21 protein-coding genes are annotated in these 23,346 nt (G+C 75.7%); 8 read left to right on the plus strand and 13 right to left on the minus strand.

Translation table 11 applies throughout. The annotated features are described in order from the left end of the window. Positions 1-97: 97 nt before the first annotated feature. Positions 98-1,660 (plus strand): MFS transporter, encoded by a 1,563-nt coding sequence (locus AB0O91_RS29525; protein ID WP_363439295.1) that lies wholly within the window; start codon positions 98-100, stop codon positions 1,658-1,660. Positions 1,661-1,711: 51 nt separating this feature from the next. On the opposite strand, the gene pth is transcribed toward AB0O91_RS29525, so the two are convergent. The 5 genes from pth to AB0O91_RS29550 form a co-directional block, all read right to left on the minus strand. After that, the gene (gene pth / locus AB0O91_RS29530; RefSeq protein WP_363439296.1) at positions 1,712-2,296 is read right to left on the minus strand and encodes an aminoacyl-tRNA hydrolase; all 585 of its coding nucleotides are present in this window, start codon (positions 2,294-2,296) and stop codon (positions 1,712-1,714) included. Further along, on the minus strand, positions 2,293-2,445 hold the full coding sequence (locus tag AB0O91_RS29535; RefSeq protein WP_363439298.1) for a hypothetical protein: 153 nt from the start codon (positions 2,443-2,445) through the stop codon (positions 2,293-2,295). The genes pth and AB0O91_RS29535 overlap by 4 nt, the downstream gene beginning before the upstream one ends. Positions 2,446-2,472: 27 nt before the next feature. After that, positions 2,473-3,234: a DUF305 domain-containing protein gene (locus AB0O91_RS29540; protein ID WP_363439301.1), complete on the minus strand. Its 762-nt coding sequence runs from the start codon at positions 3,232-3,234 to the stop codon at positions 2,473-2,475. Next, entirely contained in the window at positions 3,231-3,905 is a 675-nt protein-coding gene (locus tag AB0O91_RS29545; RefSeq protein WP_363439304.1) for a DUF3105 domain-containing protein, read from the minus strand. Before AB0O91_RS29545 ends, AB0O91_RS29540 begins: the two co-directional genes overlap by 4 nt. A gap of 100 nt (positions 3,906-4,005) precedes the next feature. Further along, complete coding sequence (locus AB0O91_RS29550) at positions 4,006-4,524, minus strand: hypothetical protein (RefSeq protein ID WP_363439307.1); 519 nt, start codon at positions 4,522-4,524, stop codon at positions 4,006-4,008. A gap of 326 nt (positions 4,525-4,850) precedes the next feature. Between AB0O91_RS29550 and AB0O91_RS29555 the strand changes: the two genes are divergently transcribed. Further along, positions 4,851-6,509 (plus strand): hypothetical protein, encoded by a 1,659-nt coding sequence (locus AB0O91_RS29555; RefSeq protein WP_363439309.1) that lies wholly within the window; start codon positions 4,851-4,853, stop codon positions 6,507-6,509. A 24-nt stretch (positions 6,510-6,533) separates the two neighbouring features. Here the strand turns inward: AB0O91_RS29555 and AB0O91_RS29560 are convergent, their stop codons facing one another. After that, the gene (locus tag AB0O91_RS29560; RefSeq protein ID WP_363439311.1) at positions 6,534-7,568 is read right to left on the minus strand and encodes an NADP-dependent oxidoreductase; all 1,035 of its coding nucleotides are present in this window, start codon (positions 7,566-7,568) and stop codon (positions 6,534-6,536) included. Positions 7,569-7,659: 91 nt separating this feature from the next. Here AB0O91_RS29560 and AB0O91_RS29565 point away from each other — a divergent pair, with 91 nt between their 5' ends. Then, complete coding sequence (locus AB0O91_RS29565) at positions 7,660-8,670, plus strand: Lrp/AsnC family transcriptional regulator (RefSeq protein WP_363439314.1); 1,011 nt, start codon at positions 7,660-7,662, stop codon at positions 8,668-8,670. Between the two features lie 57 nt (positions 8,671-8,727). On the opposite strand, the gene AB0O91_RS29570 is transcribed toward AB0O91_RS29565, so the two are convergent. Together AB0O91_RS29570 and AB0O91_RS29575 are read right to left on the minus strand one after the other, a co-directional pair. After that, complete coding sequence (locus tag AB0O91_RS29570; RefSeq protein WP_363439317.1) at positions 8,728-9,330, minus strand: TetR family transcriptional regulator C-terminal domain-containing protein; 603 nt, start codon at positions 9,328-9,330, stop codon at positions 8,728-8,730. Between the two features lie 96 nt (positions 9,331-9,426). Beyond that, positions 9,427-10,482, minus strand: a complete 1,056-nt coding sequence (locus AB0O91_RS29575) for an agmatine deiminase family protein (protein WP_363439320.1) — start codon at positions 10,480-10,482, stop codon at positions 9,427-9,429. Between the two features lie 467 nt (positions 10,483-10,949). Here AB0O91_RS29575 and AB0O91_RS29580 point away from each other — a divergent pair, with 467 nt between their 5' ends. Then, the gene (locus AB0O91_RS29580; protein ID WP_363439322.1) at positions 10,950-11,465 is read left to right on the plus strand and encodes an ATP-binding protein; all 516 of its coding nucleotides are present in this window, start codon (positions 10,950-10,952) and stop codon (positions 11,463-11,465) included. A gap of 354 nt (positions 11,466-11,819) precedes the next feature. After that, positions 11,820-14,114, plus strand: coding sequence for a SpoIIE family protein phosphatase (locus AB0O91_RS29585; protein ID WP_363439325.1), 2,295 nt, complete (start codon positions 11,820-11,822; stop codon positions 14,112-14,114). Positions 14,115-14,163: 49 nt separating this feature from the next. Here the strand turns inward: AB0O91_RS29585 and AB0O91_RS29590 are convergent, their stop codons facing one another. From AB0O91_RS29590 to AB0O91_RS29610, 5 genes are all read right to left on the minus strand, one after another. After that, on the minus strand, positions 14,164-15,300 hold the full coding sequence (locus tag AB0O91_RS29590) for a DUF2637 domain-containing protein (protein ID WP_363439328.1): 1,137 nt from the start codon (positions 15,298-15,300) through the stop codon (positions 14,164-14,166). Between the two features lie 213 nt (positions 15,301-15,513). Continuing rightward, entirely contained in the window at positions 15,514-16,449 is a 936-nt protein-coding gene (locus AB0O91_RS29595; RefSeq protein ID WP_363439331.1) for a (2Fe-2S)-binding protein, read from the minus strand. 161 nt (positions 16,450-16,610) lie between these two features. Next, positions 16,611-17,372, minus strand: a complete 762-nt coding sequence (locus AB0O91_RS29600; protein ID WP_363439438.1) for a hypothetical protein — start codon at positions 17,370-17,372, stop codon at positions 16,611-16,613. 389 nt (positions 17,373-17,761) lie between these two features. After that, entirely contained in the window at positions 17,762-18,622 is an 861-nt protein-coding gene (locus AB0O91_RS29605) for a hypothetical protein (RefSeq protein WP_363439334.1), read from the minus strand. 173 nt (positions 18,623-18,795) lie between these two features. Then, the gene (locus tag AB0O91_RS29610; protein WP_363439337.1) at positions 18,796-19,443 is read right to left on the minus strand and encodes a nucleotidyltransferase family protein; all 648 of its coding nucleotides are present in this window, start codon (positions 19,441-19,443) and stop codon (positions 18,796-18,798) included. Positions 19,444-19,584: 141 nt separating this feature from the next. On the opposite strand from AB0O91_RS29610, the gene moaA reads away from it, so the two are divergent. The 3 genes from moaA to AB0O91_RS29625 all read left to right on the plus strand — a co-directional run bounded on the left by moaA (position 19,585) and on the right by AB0O91_RS29625 (position 23,275). Continuing rightward, positions 19,585-20,580 (plus strand): GTP 3',8-cyclase MoaA, encoded by a 996-nt coding sequence (moaA, locus tag AB0O91_RS29615; protein ID WP_363439340.1) that lies wholly within the window; start codon positions 19,585-19,587, stop codon positions 20,578-20,580. Positions 20,581-20,852: 272 nt separating this feature from the next. Next, the gene (locus AB0O91_RS29620) at positions 20,853-21,539 is read left to right on the plus strand and encodes an HNH endonuclease family protein (RefSeq protein ID WP_363439441.1); all 687 of its coding nucleotides are present in this window, start codon (positions 20,853-20,855) and stop codon (positions 21,537-21,539) included. A 164-nt stretch (positions 21,540-21,703) separates the two neighbouring features. After that, the gene (locus AB0O91_RS29625) at positions 21,704-23,275 is read left to right on the plus strand and encodes an alpha/beta hydrolase (RefSeq protein ID WP_363439342.1); all 1,572 of its coding nucleotides are present in this window, start codon (positions 21,704-21,706) and stop codon (positions 23,273-23,275) included. Positions 23,276-23,346 lie beyond the last annotated feature (71 nt).

Raw genomic sequence — 23,346 nt, forward strand, 5'->3', positions numbered from 1 at the left:
GCTCCTCGGACGCGGGGTGCACGCAGGGCGGGATTCGTCGTATCGCAGAGCGAGCAACTCGTAGAGAGAACATATCTGCATCCGATATATTTGTGGCATGAACGCCACCGCCCTTGCCGTCCGCCTGCTCGCCGAGCGGCCCCGGCCCCGCGGCATAGCCGGCTGGCGCCACGCCCACTGGCTGGCCGTCGGCACGGTGTGCCTCGGCGCCTTCCTGGGCCAGCTCGACGCCAGCGTCATCGCCCTGGTCTTCCCCGCCCTCGGCCGCCACTTCGACGCGGGCTTCGCCGCCGTCGAGTGGGTCGCCCTCGCCTACCTCCTCGTCCTGGTCGCCCTGCTGGCCCCGATCGGCCGGCTCTCCGACCTGGTCGGCCGCAAGACCATGTACATCGGCGGCTTCGCCGTCTTCGGCCTCTCCTCGCTCGGCGCCGGCTGCGCGGGTGCGCTGTGGATCCTGGTCGGCTGCCGGGCCGTGCAGGCCGTCGGCGCCGCGATGATGCAGGCCAACAGTGTCGCCCTGGTCGCCCGCGGCGTCCCCGAGCACGCGATGCGGCGGGCGCTCGGCATCCAGGCCGCCGCCCAGGGGCTCGGGCTGGCGCTCGGGCCGAGCCTGGGCGGGCTGCTGGTGGAGCACGCCTCCTGGCAGTGGGTGTTCTGGGTCAACGTGCCGATCGCGGTGTTCGGCATCGTGGCCGGCTGGTACCTGCTGCCCCGCACCCGCACCGGGCGCCAGGCCGTCGTCCCCGGGCCGCGTGCGCGTGAGCCGAAACGCGAGCTGAAACGCGAGCCGGAACGCGAGTCGAAGCCGGGCACGTCCGGCCCGGCGTCCGGGCCGCGGTCGCAGCCGCGGTCGCAGCCGCGGTCCCGCCGGCGCGGCCCGAGCGAGCCGCGGTTCGACCTGCCCGGCCTGCTGCTGCTCACCGGTGCGACCACCGCGCTGCTGCTCGCCCTGTCCACCGCCTCCGGCCTGCCGCTGCCCGGCTGGGCCGTCGCCGTCCTGCTGGCGGCCGCCGCCGTCCTCGCGCTGGCGCTGGTGCACCAGGAACGGCGGGCGCCCCGGCCGATCCTGGCCCCCGGGCTGGTCAACACCCCGGGGGTGCGCTCCGGGCTGGTGGTGGCGCTGATCGGCTACCTGCTGCTGTTCTGCCCGCTGGTGCTGACCCCGGTGCTGCTCACCGGCGCGGGCGTGTCGACGGCGGCCTCCGGTCTGCTGGTCACGCTGCTGCCCGCCGCGTTCGCGGTCGCCGCGACGGTCGGCGGCGGGCTGCTGCCCCGGGGCTGGTCGGATGTCACCAGGTGCCGCTTCGGTGCCGGGCTGGCCGCCGTCGGGCTGCCGCTGTTCGCCGTGCTGCCGGTCTCGGGCCCGGCGGTGGCGGCCCCGCTGCTGGTCGCCGGGTACGGGTTGGGTCTGCTGCTGCCCGCCAACAACGCGCTGGTGATGCGGGCGATCCCGGCGGAGTGCTCGGCCGTCGGCGGCGGCATGGTGAACATGGCGCGCAGCCTCGGGACCGCGCTCGGCATGGCGCTGTCCGTCCTCGGTGTCCACCTGGCGGGCGCGCCGTCCGGTGGGCGGACGGTGCTGGCAGCCCTCGCCGTGGTCGCGGTGGCGGCCGTCGCCCTGACCCGCCCGGCCACCGGACGGGTCAGGCGCCCCGACTGACGGCCCGGCGGGTCAGGGCGACGGCCGTCGGCTCGAACGGTCGGGCCCCGCTCAGGCGTTGACGTTCAGTGCGTCCTGGGCCCGGTTCAGCCCGAGCCGCACCAGCGTCTCCAGGGCGTCCGCGCAGCGGTCCAACACCCCGGGCATCGCGGCGAGTTCCTCGTCCGAGAACTTCTTCAGCACGAAGTCGCCGACGCTCTGCCCCTTCGGCGGGCGCCCGACGCCGAAGCGCAGCCGGACGAAGTCGCGGGTGCCGAGCACCTCGCCCACCGAGCGCACCCCGTTGTGTCCGCCCGGGCCGCCGCCGCGCTTCAACTTGCCGACGCCGTAGGCGAAGTCCAGGTCGTCCTGGACGACCACCAGCCGCTCCACCGGCACCCCGTAGCGGCGCAGCAGGGCGGCCACCGGGCGGCCGGACAGGTTGATGCTGAACCACTGCGGCTTGGCCAGCAGCACCGGTCGGCCGTCCACCTCGATCTCCGCGACGACACCCGCGAGCCCGCGCCGACGGAACCGGGCGCCGTGCCGTTCGGCCAGCCGGTCGACGGCCAGGAAGCCCGCGTTGTGCCGGGTCAGCCGGAACCAGGGGCCGGGGTTGCCCAGTCCGGCGATCAGCCAGGGCGTGTCAGTGGTCATGCGGGTGCTCCGGGGGTCGTGCGGACGGCGGACGGCCGGGGCGCGGTACGGACGGTGCGGGACCGCCCGCCGCGCCCCGGCCGCCCGGGGAACAGCAGGTACAGCAGCAGGTACAGCAGGCACAGCGGGTACAGCAGGTGCAGCGGCACCGGCGGGGACCGCCGGGCGCGCCGCGGTCAGGACGCGGGCACGCCGGGGGCGGCGCCGCGCTCCTTGAGCATGTCGGTCATCAGCCCCAGTTCGGAGGTCTGGGCGACCACCATCGACTGGGCGAGCCGCTTCTCGACGTCGTTCTTCGCCATGTCGACGTACCCCTGGGCCATCTCGACGCCGCCCTTGTGGTGCTCGATCATCAGCTGCAGGAAGTACACCTCGGCGTCCCGCCCGCTGAGCGTGCGCAGCTTCGCCATCTGGGTGTTGGTCGCCATGCCGGGCATCAGCGAACCGTCGTGGGCCTGGTACTCGTGGCCCATCTTCATCCACGCCATCGGCGTGGCGCCCGAGTGCTGCGACAGCCCCCACTGGTCGAGCCAGCCCATCATCATCCCGCGCTGGTTGGCCTGGGTGTTGATGATGTCGAAGGCGAGGGTGCGGGTCGGCTCGTCGGTGGTGCGGTCCCGGACGATGAACGACAGGTCCACCGCCTGCTGGTGGTGGGTCGCCATGTCGCGGGCGAACCCGGCCTCGGGGGAGTCGTCGGCCGGGACGGTCAGCGAGGACGAGCCGGAGGCCGACGTCCCGCCGGCCACCAGGGCCGGCACCCCGAGCGCCAGCGCCACCACGGCGGCCAGCACGGCCGGCCACCACATCCGGCGGCGGCCGGCCCGGACGGGCGCCGCCTCCTGCTCCGGCCCGGGGTCCTGCTCCGGGCCGGCCGTCGGCTCCGCTGCGGCACCGGCCGGCGCGAGACCCTCGGAACGGGCCGCGTCGGCGGTCACATCTGCCCCATCGTGCAGGAGGCGCCCGGCTCCTGGGTCTGCTTGCCCTGGACGTACTTGGTGAAGAACTGGTTGACCCGCGGGTCGCTGGCGCTGTCCACGATCAGCTGGGTGCTCCAGGCGTTGAGGGTGATGGTGCCCTGCTCGTCCGGGTACGGGCTCATCAGCGAGTACGGGGTGGTCTTGACCTTGTCGGAGAGGGTCTTGATGTCCTCCGGCGTGGCCTTGCCGTTGTACGTCACCCAGACCGCGCCGTGCTCCAGCGAGTGGACGGCGCGCTCGTTCTCGACCGGCTGGTCGTAGACGTGGCCCATGCAGTCCAGCCAGACCGCGTTGTGGTCGCCGCCGACCGGCGGCGTCATCGGGTAGTTGACCTTGGTGGTGACGTGGTTGCGGCTCAGGTCGCCGAAGGTCTTCACGCCCGGGATGTCCGCGTTGGCGGCGGCCACGCGGTCCTTCTTCTTCTGGTTCTGGTCCATGACCAGCCAGGTGCCGGTGGCGATCGCGCCGACCACCAGCACGCCGGCGGCGACCGAGGCGATGATCTTGTTACGGCGGTCGCGGCGCTCCTCGGCGGCGCGCAGCTCGGCGATCCGGGTGCGGCGGTCGGCGACGTCGCCCTTGCCGCCGGGCTTGCCGGGCTTGTTGGACTGCTTCGAGGCGGAACCCATGATGGTTGTCCTTGTCCCCGCCGCGCACGGCTGTGGCGGCGGTCGGCTGAGGTGGGGGGAGGGGCGGACCCGCCGACGGCAGCGTCGGCGGTGGGTTCCGCTAGGACCGGTGGACCTGGAGCTCGTGCAGATCGGGCGCGGGGCGCGGACCGTCCAGCAGGCCCGCGGGCACCACCCTGGGCAGCGCTTCGGGCGCGGGCGCGGTGAGCGGTGACACGGCGGGCTGCGGGTGCGGCGGCGGATTCGGCAGCTGGGCGTCCTGCGCGCAGAACGGGTGGCTGGAGCAGCCGTTGTTGCGCGGCGGCCGGCCGTCGGCGGTGCACAGGATCCAGTGGTCCTCGTGCTCCCCGAAGCGCTGGTGGTGGTCGGACGCCCGTACGGCGTTCCGGGCGTCGTCACGGGCGCGTGCGGTCGGCGCGACCGCCTCCGCGGCGGTGACCACCGTGACGGCGGCCGGCACGCCCGCGGACTGGCGGGCGGGAGCCTCGGCCTTCGCCAGGCCGGTGCACGGCAGCGCGGTCAGCAGGGCGACCAGCAGCAGCACCAACAGCGCACCCGCCGGGCGGCCCGCCGGTGCGGCCCTCCCCGGTCGGGGCGAGCTCGGGGCCGACGCGGTCATGCGCACATTTAATCAGCCGAATGGGTGAAGCGATGCCCCTCCTCGGCCCTCATTTTCGACCCCCAACGCCCCGCAATGTCCAGGAAACGCCCTGCTCGGGGCACATCCGGCAAGCACGGACGGAACGGGAACCGACGCCCCGGCGACGCCCCCGCCACCCGCCCGCCCCGGCGCCGGTGAACCGGCAGGTGAGCGCCGTGGCCGGGATGACCCGGTCGGTGACCGGTTGTCGCCGAAACCCGGACAGCGTCGTTGCACTTGGAGACAATGACGCCAGTCCGGCCCCGCCGGGGGCGCGCGACCACGGACCGACCAGGAGCCGCCAGATGAGCAAGCAGGGTGCACCCGCACAGCCGCCCCGGCCCGACGACGGCTGGTGGGACACCGTCTACGACGGTCCGGCGGGCACCCTCCCCGACACCCCGCTCGCCGATGCGGGCGACGGCAGCGTCGACGACTGGTTCGACACGGCGGCGGGGCTGATCGGGCAGCAGCGCACGGCGGAGCCGGAGTGGGAGCCGGAGCCCGAGCTGGACCCGGAGCCGGGACCCGCCCCGGAGCCGGCCGCGGACGGTGTCGCGGTGCCGGTGTCGCTGCTGGAGCGGGACAGCATCGACGACTGGTTCGACGACGCGCTCGGCGTGATCGAGGGGACCGGCGGCATCGGCCGCCAGCGCACCCCGACCGGGCCCCACCCGGCCCCCGCCCCCTCCGACCCACCCCGGGCACCGGAGCCCGAGCCGGAGCCCGAGCCCGAGCCGGTTCCGGCACCGGCACACGAGTCGGAGCTGCCCGCCACCCCGGTCTCCCTGGAGAAACCCGCCCCGGCCCCCGAACCCCCGGCGGCCCCGGAACCGGAGCCCGCGCCAGAACCGGAGCCCGAGCCCGAGCCCGCACCGGAACCGGAACCCGAGCCCGCCCCGGAGCCGGCCCCCGAACCCGCACCCCCGGCGGCCAGGCAACCGACCCCCGAACCCGAACCCGACCACGCCCCCCAGCCCGACCCGGAACCCGCCGCCGCCGTCCCCGACCCCCGCCTCGCCATCCGCACCCCGCTCGCCGACCAGGGCACCCCCGTCCCCCACGTCGGCGAGCGCCCGCCGACCTACGGGCCCGAGCCGACGGCCGTACCGGAGGCGGACCCGGGCGCCCTCGGCGGGGTCGTCCCGGACACCGCGCTGGACGGCGCCCAGTACGGGACGACCGTGCTGCGGGCCGTGTCCGTCCGCGGCGACTCCGCCCGCTACCGGGGCGAACCGCGCCGGGACAGCCTGCTGGTCACCAGGTTCGGCGACGGCCCCGACGGACTGCTGCTCGCCGTCCTCGCCGGGTACGAGCGCACCGGCGGCGCCGAGGACGGGTCGCCGGCGCCCCAGGCGGTCGCCACCAGCACCGCTGAGGCCTGCCGCCAGCTCGCCGCCGCGATCGGGCGCAGCCGCGCCGGCCTGGCCGCCGACCTGCGCGACGGCGCCCGGGACCGGCTGCGCTACGGCCTCCAGCGTCTGGCCACCGGCGCCGCCGCCCCGCTGCGCGCGCTGGCCCCCCGGGGTGCGGGGGACGACGCACCGTCCCCGGCCTCCCTGCACTGCCTGCTGGTGTCGCTGGACCCTGCGGCGGGCTACCGCGCCGCCTTCGGCGTCGGCCCGGGCGGGCTCTACCTGCTGCGCTCCGGCCACTGGATCGACGCCTACGCGGCCCGGCTGCTCCACCACCCGGACGGCCAACCGCCCGTCCCGGAGGCGCCGGTACCGGACCCGCGTCCGTTCCGCTTCCGGCTCGTCCCCGCCACCCAGGGCGACATCCTGCTGCTCTGCACCCCGGGCCTGTCCCGCCCGATCGCCGACGAGCCCGCCGTCGCCCACTTCCTCTCCGCCCACTGGGCCCACCCCCACCCGCCGGGCACCGTCGACTTCCTCCGCCAGGTCCAGGTCCGCGCCAAGGGCTACGCCGACGACCGCACCGCCGCCGCCATCTGGACCGAGTGACACCGGCCGCGGCGCCGTCCGGGCTCAGAGCGCCACGACCACCGCTCCCAGGTACCGCCCGGCGGCGGTGTCCAGCTGCGCCCGTACGGCGTTCTCCAGCCCGCTGATCCGCTCGTACGGGAAGGAGATCAGGCCCGCCCGGTGCCACTCGGCGTAGGCCCGGGCCCACTCCGCCCGGGCCTGCGGGTCGTCGTCCGCGCTGTAGCCCCGCACGGTGATCCGCTTGAGCAGCAGTTGGACCGAGTCCAGCGTCACCGGGGCGGTGCGCCCGGTGCCGGTGGCCGCGAGCTGTCCGGAGAGCGAACCCATCACGGCGATCCGCGCGCCGTGGTTGGCGACCGTCACGGCCGCGCTCAACTGCTCGCCGCCGACCAGGTCGAGGCACTTGTCGAGCCCGTCCGGCGCGGCCGCGGCCAGCTGGTCGGCGAAGGGGGCGGCGCCGCGCACCACCACCGCGTCGTACCCGTACTCCTCGACCAGCCGTTCGGCCTTGGCCGCGGAGCCGGCGCTGCCGACGACGCGTCCGGCGCCGAGGCGGCGCGCGATCTGGCCGGCCATCGAGCCGATGGCCCCGGAGGAGCCGCTGATGAAGACGGTGTCGCCGGGCCCGACCTCGAGGGCGCGGGTCAGCGCGGCATAGGCGGTCCAGCCGTGGCCCAGTGCTTCGACCGGGTCGGTGTGCCCGGCTCCGAGGCGCTCGCAGTCCGCCACCGGGACGGCCGCGTACTCGCGCCAGCCCTGGTGGTGGACCACCAGGTCGCCGGGGGCCGTCCCGCTGCCGGCGGGGGCGAGGACGACCTCGCCGAGCGCGGCCGCGCCGAGCGGGTCGCCCGGGCGCAGCGCCGGGAAGGGCACCCCGGGCACGTCCGCGGCGCCTTCGCTGATCATCATCCGCAGTGAGCTCGCGATCAGGAAGAAGCGGTTGCGGACGAGGACGTCCCCGGCGGCGGGCACCGGCCGCGGCACGGTGACGAGGGTGAAGTGCTCGGGGCCGGGCAGGCCTGCGGGGCGGGCGGCCAGGCGGATCTCGCGGGAGGTGTCGTGCGGTGTCTCGGTCATGCGGATACCCTGCGCCCGAGGCGGCGGAGAGTTCCGCTGCACGGGCGCAGATGGGGGGAATCCTCCATCCGGACGCTACGGAGCGGGGAAATTGATCACACTCGACGCCATCGACCGCGGGCTGGTCCACGCCCTGCACCTGGACGGACGGGTCCCGTTCAGTCGCGTCGCGGAGGCCCTCGACAGCTCGGAGCAGACGATCGCCCGCAGGTACCGTCGGCTGCGCGCCGAGGCGGGGCTGCGGGTCGTCGGCCTGCCGGTGCCGGAGCGGGTGGGCGGGAGCCAGTGGATGGTCCGGCTGACGACCGCCCCGGCGGCGACCCGGAACCTGGCCGAGGCGCTGGCGCGGCGGCCCGACACGTCCTGGGTCAAGCTGATCTCCGGCGGCACGGAGGTGAGTGCGGTGCTGACGACCGCCGGTGCGGGCGGGTCGACCCCGTCGCTGCTGCTGCACGACATCCCGCGCAAGGCGGGGATCACCGCGGTGAGCGCGTACTGCCTGCTGCACACGTACCTCGGCGGCCCGACGGCCTGGCCGGGCCGGCTGCGCGGACTCGACGAGCGGCAGTGCGAACTGATCCGGCCCGCGGGCGGCGGCGCGCAGCCGTGCTCCGGGCCCGGGCCGCAGTCCCAGGCCGGGCCGCGCCCGCTGGCCGGGGCCGAGCGGGCGCTGGTCGCCGCGCTCGGGCAGGACGGCCGGGCCTCGTACGCGGAGCTGGCCTCGTCGACCGGTCTCTCGCAGGCCACGGTGGCGCGCCGGGTGGCGGAACTGCGCACCGGCGGCGTGCTGTTCTTCGACGTGGACCTGCCCGCGGCGGCGTTCGGGGCGTCGGCGCAGGCGCTGCTGTGGCTCGCGGTGGCGCCGGACCGCCTCGACGCGGTGGCCCGGGCGATGGCCGGCCATCCGGAGCTGGCCGCGGTGTTCGCGACCACCGGCAGGACGAACCTGATGGCCAAGGCGCTGTGCGACAGCCCGGCGGAGCTGCACCGCTACCTGACGGGGCGCCTGAGTGCGCTCGGCGGGATCCAGAGCCTGGAGACGGCGCCGGTGCTGGAGACGGTCAAGGGCGTCGTCCCGCGCCGGGCCGCCGGCCGCTCCTGACGGGGGTTCCCGGCAGGGTTCCCGGAGGCGCGGCGGCCCGGCGGCCCCCGGGGCCGCTCAGGGCGAGCGGAGCAGGACGGCGGCGACCTCGGTGGCGTGGGCGAGGGCGGTCGGGGGGTGGGCGTCGGGCAGGCCGATGGCGAGGGGGACGGCGAGGCCGTCGAGGAGGGCGCGCAGCCGGGTGGCGCGGGCGGGGGCGGGGCCCGGGGTGAAGTGGCCGGTGGCGGTGCCCTGTTCGATGAGGGTGACCAGGTCGGCCTGCCAGGGGGCTTCGATCTCCTGCTGGCCCTGGCGGATCTCGGCGCTGGCGGGGGAGCGGCCCCAGACCTCGACCCAGAGGATCCAGCGCGGGTCGCCCGGCCCTTCGGGCAGGTAGAGGCGCAGGTAGGCGTCGAGGCGCTGCCAGGGGTCGAGGGCGGGGTCGGTGAGGGCTTCGCGGCGCCGGGTGCCGAGTTGGTCCTCGCTCCAGCGCAGGGTCTCCAGCAGCAGCTGGTCCTTGCTGCCGAAGTAGTAGAGCAGGTGTCCTGCGCTCATCCGGAGCTGTTGGCCGAGCCCGGCCATGGTGAGCTTGGCGAGGCCGTGTTCGGCGATCGCGGCCCGGGCGGTGGCGTAGACCTCCTCGCGGGGGCGCGCCGGTCGGCGCGGGCGGGGGTCGGCCATGGCGGCGGGCCTGCTTTCTGCTGCGGGGGAGGGCGGGAACCGGGGGCCGGGGCCGCCGGAGCGGGGGCGGGCCCCCGCTCCGGCGGTGCGGGACGGTCAGGCGGAGGGCTGCTGCTGGGTGATGCAGTGGATGCCGCCGCCGTTGGCGAAGATCCCGCGGGCGTCGACGAGTTCGACGGTGCGGCCGGGGTAGGCCTCGGCGAGGAGGTCGGCGGCCTGCTGGTCGCGCGGGTCGTCGAAGGCGCACAGGATGACGGCGCCGTTGGCCACGTAGTGGTTGATGTAGGAGTAGTCGACCGGCTCGCCGTCCTCGTCGAACAGGACGGTGGGGGCGGGCAGTTCGATGACCTCCAGCTGCCGGCCGCGGGCGTCGGTGGCGGCGCGCAGGACGGCGACGAGCTCCTGGCAGACGGCGTGGTCCGGGTGGGCGGGGTCGGGCTGGACGTGGGCGACCACGACGCCGGGGCGGACGAAGGAGGCGACGATGTCGATGTGGCCGCGGGTGCCGAACTCGTCGTAGTCGCGGGTGAGTCCGCGGGGCAGCCAGACGGCCTTGGTGGTGCCGAGGTGGGCGTGGAGTTCGGCTTCGACGTCCTCCTTGGTCCAGTCGGCGTTGCGGCCCTCGCCGAGCTGGACGGTCTCGGTGACGAGCACGGTGCCCTCGCCGTCGACGTGGATGCCGCCGCCCTCGTTGATCAGCCGGGAGGCGAAGCGCCGGACGTCCGTCAGCTCGCTGATGTGCTCGGCGATGTGCTGGTCCTTGTCCCAGCGGGCCCAGGACTGGGCGCCCCAGCCGTTGAAGATCCAGTCGGCGGCGGCGAGCGAGCCCTTGCCGTCGATCAGGAAGGACGGGCCGATGTCGCGCATCCAGGCGTCGTCCAGCGGGCGTTCGACGATCTCGACGGCCTCGTCGACGTACCTGCGGGCGTCGGCGCTCTCGCCGGTGTTGACGATCAGGGTGACCGGCTCGTACCGGACGATCGTGTTGGCGACGGCGGCCCAGGCCTCGCGGCCGGCGTGCAGGTTCTCGGCGGTGTCGAAGGTGGGGTTGGCGGTGGGGAAGGCCATCCAGGTGCGGTCGTGGGGGTGCCATTCGGCGGGCATCCGGTAGCCGAGCGAGGCGGGCGTGGGGGCGGCCGTGGGGGTGGTCATCGTCAGGTCCTAGGGGGTCGGCTCGGGGGAGGGGCTTCCGAGGGAGATGTTAGAACGCCGTTCAAACATCTCCGGTCATTGAACCCGCACCGGGGCGTCGTGTCCAGCGTCGTGCCCGGTCCCGTGTCCGGCTTCGTGCCCGGCGTCGGGCGCCGCGGGGGCGGGCGCGCGGTGGGGGCGGGACCGGGGGCGCGCGGGCCCGCGCACGGTCCGTACGGGCGCCGGGCGTGCGCGGGATCGGGTGGGGGCGGTCTCGAAAACAGCCTCTGCGCTTCGCAAACCTGTCCGGCGCGAGCAGTTGGATCACGTGAACCTCCCCGTGCCCCTTTCACCCCACGTGATCGGACGCACACTGTTGCAAACGCCGTCAACTGGGCATGAGGATGGGTGGTCAGAACGAGGGGGCCACCCGGCCGGCGGGGGATCCGGAGGCGGGGGCCCGGATTTGAGGGCGGGGGCATGTGTTGATGGACGGTCAGTCGCGATTCCCGCGGCAGCGGACGAGTTCGGGCGACGCCTACCGGTCCGGGCCGGCCCAGGGCCAGGCCGCCGGCACGGGGACGACCCTGCCGGGTGCGTCGGCCCCGGGGTGCGCGCTGCACCGCCGCCTGCACCTGACGGTCGACCCGGCCGACCTGGTCGCGGTCGGCTCGGTGCGGCAGCGGCTGCGTACGGCGCTGGACCACTGGGGGGTGTCGGAGCTGTCCGACACCGCCGAACTGCTCTCCTCCGAGCTGGTCACCAACGCGCTGCTGCACACCGGCAAGGGCGCGGTCTTCGACGCGGTGCTCGGCTCGGACAGCCGGTTGCGGATCGAGGTGCAGGACGGCGCGAGCCGGCTGCCCGGGCGGCGGCGCGATCCGGACGCCGAGTACGCGACCTCGGGCCGCGGCCTGATGCTGGTGGAGGCGCTCGCGGACTCCTGGGGCGTGCAGCTGCGGGGTGACGGCAAGGTCACCTGGTTCGAGCTCGCCCTCCCGTAGCCCCTCGCCCCGGCCCGTCACCCGTCACCCCTCGCCCGTCACCCGTCGCCGGCCGCCACCCGTCCGCACCGCTCGAATCCGCTCGCACGATGGTTCGCCGTCGATTGGTCCGTCCCCGAAGCAAGCCCTGAACGCAAGGCGCGGGGCAAGATTCCCGGCCCGTTGCCATTGCCGCTCGGCCCGACATTGGACAGGATGGTGGGACTGTGTGTCCACGTGCGGGAAGCAGCGGGGAGACCGAACCTCGACTGACCACCGTCCGTCGGCACCGTCCGATCCAGCACGACCCATCACACCGCCACGCGGCCCGTCCGGACGGTCGGCGCGGTCCGCCACGGCAGCGGCAGGAGCAGCATGCCCACTGAGCCCGAGTCGTCGGGGCCGGCGCTTCCCCCCGGCGCGTCCGCCGTGGAGCCGCAGCCCCCGACCCCGCCGCAGCCGCCGGCCCCCCGGACGCCCGGGTCGGTCACCCGCCCGCCCGCGCAGGCCACCCGCCGCAACTCCGTGCGCACGCCCCCCGTGCTGGCCTCCGGCCGACTGGCGCCCGTGCTGTCCGGCGGACTGCCGCCCGCCTCCGCCGACACCATGCCGGACTGGCTGGAGCCGGCGATGGCCGCCAACGGCATCGGCTCCTTCGACTGGGACATCCGCCGCGACGTGCTGGAGGGCGACCAGCGGGCCTGCGCGATCATCGGCCTGGACGCCGTCGAGCTGGGCCGCTTCGACCGCACCGCGTCCTCCTTCCTGTCCCTGCTGCACCCCGAGGACGCTCCGGTGGTGCGCCGCCGGGTCGAGCGCGCGGTGGCCGAGCTGGGGCAGTGCGGCGCCTACTACCGCACCGTCGGGCCGAACGGGACGATGCGCGCGGTGCGCTTCCGCGGCCGGGTGCTCGCGGACGCCTTCGGCCGGGCCTCCCGGATGGTGGGCTTCGTCTGGGACGCCACCGTCGAGCTGCACAAGCGCGACCGCGCCGACCGGATGGCCCTGCTGCGCGAGGAGCGCTCCCGGTTCATCAAGGAGGCCGCGCGCGCCCTCTCCGAGGCGGTCACCGTCCGTGACGTGGCCCGGGTGTTCACCGAGCTGCCGCTGCCCGGGCTGCCGCCGGACGGCCTGGTGCTCGCCTCCTTCGAGGCCGGCCGGGCCCGGATCCTCGGCGCCTCCGGCTACCGCTCCCAGGCGCTCGCCGTCTGGGACCGCGCCGTGCTGCCGGCCGGCCACCCCGCCGCCGAGGCGCTCAGGTACCGCGCCCCGGTGTTCATCTCCAGCCGCGAGGACTTCCGCGACCGCCACCCGGACGTGTGGGAGCAGACCAGCCGCACCGGGCGCGGCTCCTGGGCGTACCTGCCGCTGGTCGCCAGCGGCCGGGCGATCGGCGTCTGCGTGGTCAGCTTCGACGACGAGCGCGAGCTGGACGCGGACGAGCGCACCCTGCTGTCCACCCTGGGCGGGCTGGTCGCCCAGTCGCTGGCCCGGGCCCGGCTGCACGACGCCGAGCACGAGCTCGCGGCCGGCCTGCAACGGGTGATGCTGCCGCGCACCGTCCCCTCCGTCCCCGGGGTGACCACCGCGGTGCGCTACCTGGCGGCCGGCTCCGGGCTGCAGATCGGCGGCGACTGGTACGACGTGGTGCCGCTGCCCGGCGGCCACGTCGGCCTGGTGATCGGGGACGTCCAGGGCCACGACGTGCACGCCGCCGGGATCATGGGCCAGCTGCGGATCGCGCTGCGCGCCTACGCGGCCGAGGGCCACCCGCCCGCCGCGGTGATGGCCCGCGCCTCCCGCTTCCTCGCCGACCTGGACACCGACCACTTCGCGACCTGCACCTACGCCGAGGTCAACGTGGACTACGGCGTGGTGTACGCCGTCCGGGCCGGCCACCTCGACCCGGTGGTGCGCCGCGCGGACGGCACCGCCGCCGTGCTGCCGGTGGCCGGCGGGCTGCCGCTGGGCATCGACCCGGACCAGGAGTACCGGGTCACCCGGTTCAGCCTGGACCCGGGCGAGACGGTGCTGCTGTGCACCGACGGCCTGGTCGAGGCGCGCGGCATGGACCTGGACGAGGGCATCGCCCGGCTGACCCGCACGCTGGCCGGCCCGCTGCCGGCGGTCGGCCGGGCGGCCCGGGACCCGCTGGAGGAGCTGGCCGACCGGATCGCCTCCCAGGCCGCCGACTCCAGCGAGCGCGAGGACGACATAGCGCTGCTCCTGCTGCGCTGGGAGGGCCCGGAGGGCGGGCTCGCGGCCCAGCAGCTGCGCCGCCGGATCGGTCAGGCCGACCTCGCCCGGGTCGCCGAGGTGCGCGCCGAACTGCGCGACGCGCTGCGGCGCTGGGGCGTCGCCGAGTTCATCGACACCGCCGAGCTGCTCTCCTCCGAGCTGGTCACCAACGCGATCCGGCACACCGACCGGGACGCCATGTTCACCGCCCGGCTCTACCGGGAGTCGGCCTCGGACGGCGGCCGGGCCCGGCTGCGGGTCGAGGTGGAGGACGAGTCGGACCTCTGGCCGACCCGCCGGACCCCCGGGGAGCAGGCCTCCTCCGGGCGCGGGTTGATGCTGGTCGAGGCGCTGGCGGACGCCTGGGGCGTGGAACCGCGCGGGTCCGGCAAGCGGATGTGGTTCGAGCTCAGCGGAGCCGGCGCGGCCTGATCATCCCCGGGGCCGGTGCCCTGGCCGGGCCCGCGCCCTGGGGACGGGCTCAGCCGAACTGCTGCTCCAGGTCCTTCAGTTTGCGCTCCAGCGAGTCCAGCCGGGGCAGCGTGACGGTGTCCTCGTCGACGGTCAGGTCGATGGTGCGCCGCTCCGGACGGGCCGGCAGGCCCGGCTGGACGACGGTGCCCTCGGCGGCCCCGACCTCGCGTGCCTCGGCCCCGACCTCCCGTGCCCCGACCTCCCGGGGTCCGGCCTCGCCCGCCCCGACCTCGCGCGGCCCGGCCCCGGGCGCCCCGGACACCTCCCGGCCGCCGGCCGGCGGCCGCTCCGCCCCGGCACCGTCGGCTATCGCGGACTCCGGGCCGGCCGACTCCAACTGCCGTGCGGCGCCGCCGCGTCCGCGCCAGTGGCTGCTGCTGCGGTTGATCGCCCGGATCTCGGCCCGCTCGCGGCGGCCGGCCAGTTTGCGGCGCTCCTTCTCCATGGCCCGCTCCCGCTTGTCGTCGCGGACCTCGTCCACCGCCTCGTCCAGGCTGCGCACGCCCTCCAGGAGCATCAGCGACCAGGCCGCGTAGGTCTCGCGCGGGGCGCGCAGCCAGCGGACGATGCGGATCTGCGGCAGCGGGCGCGGCACCAGGCCCTGTTCGCGCAGCGCGGCCCGGCGGGTCTGCTTGAGCGCGCGGTCGAACAGGATCGCGGCGGACAGCGACATGCCGGAGAAGAACTGCGGGGCGCCGGCGTGGCCGAAGCCGCGCGGGGCGTGCACCCAGTTGAACCAGGCCGAGGCGCCGGCGAAGAGCCAGACCAGCAGCCGGGAGCCGAGCGCCGCGTCACCGTGACTGGCCTCGCGGACGGCGAGCACCGAGCAGAACATCGCGGCGCCGTCGAGCCCGAACGGGACGAGGTACTCCCAGCCGCCGGAGAGGCCGAGGTTCTGCACCCCGAAGCCGACCAGCCCGTGGAAGGAGAGCGCGGCGGCGACCCCGGCGCAGCAGAACAGCAGCGTGTAGGAGGCGGCGCCGTACAGGGATTCCTTGTTGCGGCGCCGTTCCTCGGAACGCTCCCAGGAATCCGCGCCGCCGGCGGATCCCCGGCTCCGGGCCAGGGCCACCAGGAGCGCGGTGACCAGCAGCCCCGCAACTCCGGTGACGGCCCAGCCGAGCGGTATGTCGGACAATTTCATCGCCGGAACCAGCCTCGCTTTCTGCGTCGCGTTCCTGCGCCGTGATGGCGGGGACCATCATGGCGGATGCTCGGCGGGCGAATGGCGGATTCACCGTCAATGCGCTGAGGAGAGGGATTTCTGACCCGTCGCCAATCGCATGGTCATATGAATCCGACGTGAAATGTTCCCGGAATCACGGGCTTTTCGAATCCCGAATCGTACGGATTTCCGTCAACGTCGCGTGACGCGGGGGCAGCCGCCGCACATGTCCGCGGGTTCCACGGTGTAGACGAGGCAACAGCTGGCCCGGGCCCGGTCCGTGTCCGAAGCACCGGTGCGGCCGGGCGCCGGGGGTGCGAAACCGGCGCCCGGGGTGAAGGGGGCCGGGGCGGGGGCGAGGGCCGCTCCCGCGCCCGGCGTGCGCGCCGGTCCGGGGCCCGGGTTCCCGGGCCCCGCGGGCGCCAGCAGCGCGGACAGTTCGGCGCGCGCCCGGTCCTGCTCCCCGACCAGCCCGCCCGCGTAGCAGAGCCCCTCCACCACCGCGTCGGTGGCCATCGCCCACAGCACCCGGGGCCCGCGGCGCACCACGGGGCCGAAGGCGGCCAGCACCGGCGTGAAGAACTCGGCCAGCGCGCACCGCAGTTCGGCGGCCAGCGCCGTGCCGTCCGGGACGCAGCGGGCCGCCGGCGAGCCGGCCGCCGGGTCGTCCGGGAGGCAGACGAACGCCTCCGGGCGCACCCCCAGCTCCACCGCGGCGGGGCCCCGGCGCAGCGACACGTCGGCGGGGCCGAGCAGCGGGACGCGCCGCTCCAGCAGCCACGGCAGGGTGAACAGCAGCGAGAGCGGCCAGACCAGGCGGTGCAGCCCGAAGCCCGCCGCCACGTCCGGGCGCAGCGGCTGCCCGTAGCGGGCCAGGCCCTGCCGGGCGTCGAGGGCGACCAGGTCGCGCACGGCCGCCGGGTCGGCGGTGAGCTCGGCGACCGGCAGCCAGCCGTCGCCCCGCCGGGGCGGGCCGCAGTGCACGCTCATCATCGGGGCCAGTACGGACAGCCGGTGGTACGAGGGCGCGCCGGGGGCGGTGGGGTCCGGCGGGTGGCCGGGGGTGTGCGCCTCGGTGCTGCGGGGGGCGCACGGCGCGGGGCCGGGCCGGGTGCTGCTCGCGGTCATGGGCGGGCCCCATCGGGTCGACCGGGGCCGCCGGCGGACCGCCCGGCGGGCCCCGGCCGCGACCGCGCCGGTCCCGGCCGGACCGGGGCACGGCGGTGCCCGGGAAACAGCAAGGCGGACCCGTCCGGGGCACTGCTCACCCCGGACAGGTAAGCCTCACCTTAGCTGATGGTGCCCCGGGGTTCGCGGGCGATGCGTCCGTCCGGGGGAGGCCCCGGCGCGCGCCCCAGCTGGCGCGCGAGCCAGACCGGTACCCCGCCGAGCGCCTGGACCAGCCGGGACGCCTCGGCGCGCAACCGCGCGGCCTCGGCCGGTTCGGACACCTCGGCGAGCGCCGCGAGCGCCGGCGCCACCCCCACCGTGAAGCCGAGTTGCTCGCGCAGCCGCAGCGAGGCGTCGAAGCCCTCCCTGGCGTTCCCCCGGTCGCCGCGGGCCAGCGCCAGCGCGGCCAGGTGCCGCCAGGTGTACGAGCGCAGCAGTTCGTCGCCGCGCTCCGCGGCGCCCTCGTGCGCCCGGCGGTAGGCGATCCAGGCGGCACTGCGGTCGCGCAGCAGGTTCTCGGCGACCAGTCCGCGCCGGAAGTCCAGCAGCGGGCGGCCCGGTGCGTCCGGCGGCAGCAGGGCCGAGGTGCGGCCGAGCGCGGCCTGTGCCTCGTCGAGGCGGTCGCGCGAGCCGAGCACGCTGGCCAGGTAGGCGAGGAAGCCGCGGGCGCAGGCGGCGGCCGCGCGCTGCTCGGTGCCCTCCGCGAGGGCCTCGGCCAGTCGGAGCGCCTGTTCCGCCTGGGTCCACTGGGAGGCGGTGAACAGGCACTGTTCGATGAGGAGTTCGGCCCGTGCGAGGGCCACGGCCGGGTCGTGCTCGGCGGCCGGACGCAGCAGTTCGGCGGCCTCCTGCCAGCACCCCCGGGACCGCAGTCGCCACACGGTGTCGCCCGGTTCCTCCGCTGCCGCCCGCCCCCGCCCGTCCGGGCCGCTCGGGCTCCATCCGTGCTCTGACAACGCCACCTCCTTGTGTGCGCCATCCAGCAGGGCACGGGCCTGCCCTGGAGCCCGGCCGGCACGGCCCGTTCGCGGCACGACGGCAGCGCAACGGCGCGGCGACGGCAGGGCGAAAGGCCCGCGCTGTGGCGGCAATTCAACACGGGGGTGAGCTTGTGCACCAGATCACGAGCGGAGGTTGTTGCTTTTCCGGAGGAAATGATCTAGGGGGCCGGAGGAAATGATCTAGAGGGGTCGGAGGAAATGATCTAGGGGGCCGGGGGAAATGATCCAGTGGAGCCGAAGGAAACGATCCAGTGGAGTCCGGGCCGCGCTCAGGAGGTCCAGCCGGTCTCCATCAGGGCCTCGGCGGCGCCGTTGGCGGGCTGCGGCACGCCGGCCAGGTCCAGGCTGAACAGCGCGACCAGCAACTGCTCCCCGCGCACCGTGGCCTGGTGGGAGTACCCGGCCAGGGTGAACATGGCGGCGGCCATCTCCTCGGCGTGCAGGGTCTGCAGCCACAGGCACTCGACCGACTTCACGTCGGCGGGCTCGGTCCAGGTGTCCACCTGGGCGACCATCCGGCTGCCCAGCAGGGTCACCCCGTCGCGCTCCTGGGCCTCGGTCAGCTCCAGGTCGTCGAAGCCGAGCCACTCCAGGTAGCGGGCGGCCGTGAACACCGCGTCCTGCGAGGTGCGCACCGGGTGGGGGCGGAACGGCGCGCGGTGCCGGAACGGGCGGGACCGGCCGGCCGGGGCGCCGGGCGGCGCGGGCGGGGCGGGCACCGGGGCGTTCACCGGGTGGGCCGGGTAGGGGCGGGTGGCCTGCGGGCCGGGAGCGGCGAGCGGGCCGGCGGTGCCGGTGCTCAGCCGGGTGGTGCGGTCCACCGGGAGCCGGACGGTGGCGCCGCAGTTGCAGGTGAACTCGGGCTGCGGCCACTGGTCGGAGCGGCCGCAGTGCGGGCAGCGCATGCTCAGCCAGGAGTCCTCCCAGGAGCGGAACCGCACCTGCACCGGGACCCCGCCGCGCAGCAGCGGCACCTTCAGCGAGGCGCCGCACGGACAGGGCAGCGACGGCGGCTCGTACAGGTGCTCGCGGCGGCAGGCGGGGCAGCGGATCGCCCGGGCGGCACCGCCCGCCCCCGGCCCCGGCCGCGCGGGGTCGTGTCCGGTGAAGTCGTCGGGCAGTCCTGCCATCGCGGGCTCCGTCCGTCGGTGTCGGGTGGGTGGTTGGTTCCCATGCTCCCCGAAACGTCCGGCTCCGGGCGCGGAATGGGGCAATCCTCAGGGACGGATCAGGGGTCGCTCGCCGGGTGGGGCGAGGCCCGACCCTCCGCGGGGAGGATGCGCGGCCGACACCTGGGGGAGGGTCAGCCCGCCGACCAGCGGGCCAGGTCGGCGGGGGTGTCCAGGTCGTCCGGGACGGCGACGTCCGCGCACTCCACCAGGACGAGTTCCCCGGCGTGCGCCGCCAGCAGGGCGCGGGCCCCGGCGTCGCCGGCGGCTCCCTCGGCGGCCTCGGCGAAGTGCCGTGCGCCGATCAGCACCGGGTGTCCGCGCCGCCCGTGGTAGGCCGCCGCGGCCAGGTCGGCGCCGGCCCGGTGGGCGGCCAGCAGCCGGGCCACCGCGGCCGGGGTGACGCCCGGGGTGTCCACCAGCATCACCAGCACCGCCGGGGCCCGCGGCGGCAGGGCGGCCAGCCCGGCCCGCAGCGAGGAGCCCATGCCCTCCGTCCAGTCCGGGTTGGCGATCAGCCGGCAGCCCGGCAGGTGCGCGGTGGAGCGGACCCGCTCGCGCTCCGCGCCCAGCACCACCGTGACGTCGGCGCAGCCGCCGGCCCGTACCGTCGCCACCGCGTGCTCCACCAGCGGCCGGCCCGCGTAGCGGAGCAGCGCCTTGGGCCGTCCGCCCAGTCGGCGTCCGCCGCCGGCGGCGAGGACCAGGGCCGGGACGGCGGGCCGGGGCTGCGGCGGGGCCGGGCGGCGGTCCGCCGCGGCCGGGTGGTGCGCGTTCTGCATGGGCCCAGCCTGCCCGCTCCGGGCCCGGTCGCGCAGCGGGTCCGCGGTTGTACGAATCCACAAGACGGAGCCGCAGGTCGCGGGCGCTCCCCGGCGGTTCGGCCGCTGGTCCCGCGGCGCGCTTGCCCCTGTACTGGGGCGATGAACACCGCACCGCGCCCGCTGGTGGACCGCTTCGGACGGGTCCACACCGATCTGCGGGTCTCCCTGACCGACCGCTGCAACCTGCGCTGCACCTACTGCATGCCGGCCGAGGGGCTGGACTGGCTGCCCCGCGCGGACACCCTCGACGACGACGAGGTGGTGCGGCTGGTGCGGATCGCGGTCGAGCGGCTGGGGGTGCGCTCGGTGCGGCTGACCGGTGGTGAGCCGCTGTTGCGCCGGGGGCTGCCGGGCCTGGTCGGGCGGTTGGCGGCGACCGGCGCGGAGCTGTCGCTCACCACCAACGGGATCGGCCTGGCGCGCACCGCGGGCGCCCTGCGGGAGGCCGGGCTGAGCCGGGTGAACGTCAGCCTGGACACCCTGCGCGCGGACCGCTTCACCGCGCTCACCCGGCGGGACCGGATCGCCGACGTGTTCGCCGGGCTGGCCGCGGCCAAGGCGGCCGGGCTCGACCCGGTGAAGGTCAACGCGGTGCCGGTGCGCGGCGTGAACGAGGACGAGATACCGGAGTTGGCGTCCTTCGCGGTCGAGCACGGCTACCGGATGCGCTTCATCGAGTCCATGCCGCTGGACGCGCAGGGGAGTTGGGACCGCGCCGCGATGGTGACGGCCGAGGAGGTGCTGGCGCGGCTGGGCGGGCGCTTCGACCTGGTGCCGGTCGGGCGCAGCGGCAACGCCCCGGCGGAGGAGTGGCGGATCGCCGGGACGGACACCGTGATCGGCGTGATCGCCTCCGTCACCCGCCCGTTCTGCGGCGGCTGCGACCGGGTCCGGCTGACCGCCGACGGGCAGTTGCGCAACTGCCTGTTCGCCACCGAGGAGTCGGACCTGCGCGCCCTGCTGCGCGGTGGCGCGGATGACGCCCGGATCGAGGCGGCCTGGCGGGCCGCCGTCCACGGCAAGGGGCCCGGACACGCCATCGGCAGCGCGGAGTTCGTCCGGCCGGACCGGCCGATGTCGGCGATCGGCGGCTGAACGGGGGCTGAGCGGGGGCTGAGCGACGGTGGGGCGGGGGCGGGGGCGGATCGGGGGCTGCCGGGTGGTTGGACGGGGCGCGCGGACGGGTCCTGGCGGAGTGTGAGCTTCGACATGCTCCTTGGGCTCCCCGTGGCGCCGGCTTGACCTCCTCTTGGCGCGACTGGTCTGCTGGTGCGCCGTCAACCCGCCCCTGATCCCGGGAGTTCTCCGTGCCCGCCCGCCGTACCTGGCTCTCCGCCGCCACCGTGTTCCTGATATGCGTGCTCGCGCTGGTCGGCTGGCTGGTCGAAGGCCGCGACCACACGTCGACCCCCTCCGCGGGCGCCGGCACCAGCCCGCTGCAGAACCCGGACGGCACCAAGCCCGGCCTGGCGCCGCTGACCACCCCCGAGGAGCAGAAGGCCGGCCGCGACCTCATCGCCAAGGTCGCCACCGCCCCGACCGGTACCAAGGACGGCTACGACCGCAACGAGTTCGGCCCCGCCTGGACGGACAGCGTCGAGGGCGTCCCGTTCGGCGGCAACAAGTGCGACACCCGCAACGACCTGCTCGCCCGGGACGGCAGCGGCGTCGAGCGCAAGGACGGCTCGGACTGCGTGGTCACCGCGATGACCATCCACGACCCGTACACCGGCAAGACCGTCCAGTGGACCAAGCAGCAGGCGTCGAAGATCCAGATCGACCACGTGATGCCGCTGTCCTACGACTGGCAGATGGGCGCCGCCAAGTGGGACAAGCTCAAGCGGGTCCAGATCGCCAACGACCCGCTCAACCTGATCCCCGCCGACGGCTCGCAGAACGCCTCCAAGGGCGACTCCGGCCCGGCCTCCTGGCTGCCCGCCAACACCGAGATCCGCTGCTCCTACGCGGTGCGCTTCGCCCAGGTGTCGCTGAAGTACCAGCTGCCGGTCACCGAGGCCGACAAGAAGGCGATGCTGCAGCAGTGCGGCGGCTGAGGAAACGGTTCACCCGATAGCGCCGGTAGCACCCGGTAGCGTCCGGTCCGGACCCCGGCACCGGTGCCGGGGTCCGGACCGCGCCGGCGACAAGAGCGCGCCAAGGAGGGCGGCCGGAGGTGCCCCGGGACGGCGCCGGATGGTATTCGTGGGCGGTGTCCCCGATGACCCCCCGCCTGACGCGACGTGCGCTGCCCGCCCTCGCCGCCCTCCTGCTCGCCCTGCCCGTCGGCTGCTCCGGCCCCGGCGACGCGCACCCCGCGGGCGGCCCGGCCGACCGCCCGCCGCTCAGCGAACGGGTCTCCGCCGACACCTCCCCGGCCCTGCGCGCCTTCTACGACCAACAGCTCGGCTGGGCCCCCTGCGACGGCGAACCGGACCCGGGCGCCGACCCGGACGAACCGGTCGTGCAGTGTGCCACCCTCAAGGTCCCGCTCGACTACGCCGCCCCCGCCGGCCGCGACATCGACGTCCCGGTCCTCCGGGTGCCCGCCGCCGACCCGGCGCACCGGATCGGCGCCCTGCTGCTCAACCCCGGCGGGCCCGGCATCTCGGGCGTCCGGCTGGCCCGGCGCTGGCAGGGCAACCAGGGCCCGCTGCGCGACCGCTTCGACCTGGTCGGCTTCGACCCGCGCGGCTCCGGCGGCACCGTCCCGGTCACCTGCCTGGACGACCGCACCCGCGAACAGTGGACCGGCACCGACGACCCGGCCTACGACCACGGCCGGGTCCTCGCCGACGCCTGCGAGGCCAAGTACGCCGACGTGCTCCCGCACGTCGGCACCCGCGACACCGCCCGCGACATGGACGTGCTGCGCGGCGCCCTCGGCGAACGCAGGCTCGACTTCTACGGCATGTCCTACGGCACCTACCTCGGCGCCCTCTACGCCGAGGAGTTCCCCGACCGCACCGGCCGGCTCGTCCTCGACGGCGCCGTCGAACGCAGCACCGACCTGATGCACCTCAACGGCGAACAGGCCGTCGCCACCGAGGCCGCCTTCCGCGCCTACGCCGCCGGCTGCGCCGCCGACGGCGACTCCTGCCCGCTGGGCAGCGACCCGGCGGCCGCCCCCGGGCGGCTCGCCGACTTCCTCGACGGCCTCAAGGACCACCCGCTGACCGCCCCCGACGGCCGGACCGTCACCGCCGCCCTCGGCTGGACCGGCGTCATCGACGCGCTCTCCGACGGCCGCCGCAACTGGCCCCGGCTGCGCGCCGCCCTCGACCCGGCCCTCGCCCGCGGCGAGGCCGACGAACTGCTCAAGCTCGCCGACGGCACCACCGGCCGCGACGAGGACGGCCACTACGACACCTCCGCGGACGCCTACGCGGCCATCCACTGCGCCGACGCCCCGCTCGCCCCCACCGACGCCGACCTGCGCGCCGCCCTCGCCGACCTCGACGCCCGGGCCCCGCTCACCAGCCGGCACGACACCCGGGTCACCCTGCTCGACCCGGACTGCCGCCCCTGGCCCTACCGCTCCACCGAGCGGCCGCACACCGTGACGGCGCCGGGCAGCGCCCCGATCCTGGTGATCGGCGGGACGGAGGACCCGGTCACCCCCTACCCGTGGGCGCAGCGGATGGCGGCCGGGTTCCAGCACGGCGTGCTGCTCACCCGCGACGGCGACGGGCACATCTCCTGGGACCGCAGCGCCTGCGTGCGCGACGCCGCCGCGGCGTTCCTGGTGGACGGCGTGCTGCCGGCCGCCGGGGCGCACTGCGGCTCGGACTGACCCCGGCCACGCGAAGGGGGCGTGCCGCGCGAACGCGGCACGCCCCCGGGGGAGTTCGGGCTCCGGGGCCA

This window comes from Kitasatospora sp. NPDC089797 (genome assembly GCF_040684795.1).
Classification (GTDB): domain Bacteria; phylum Actinomycetota; class Actinomycetes; order Streptomycetales; family Streptomycetaceae; genus Kitasatospora.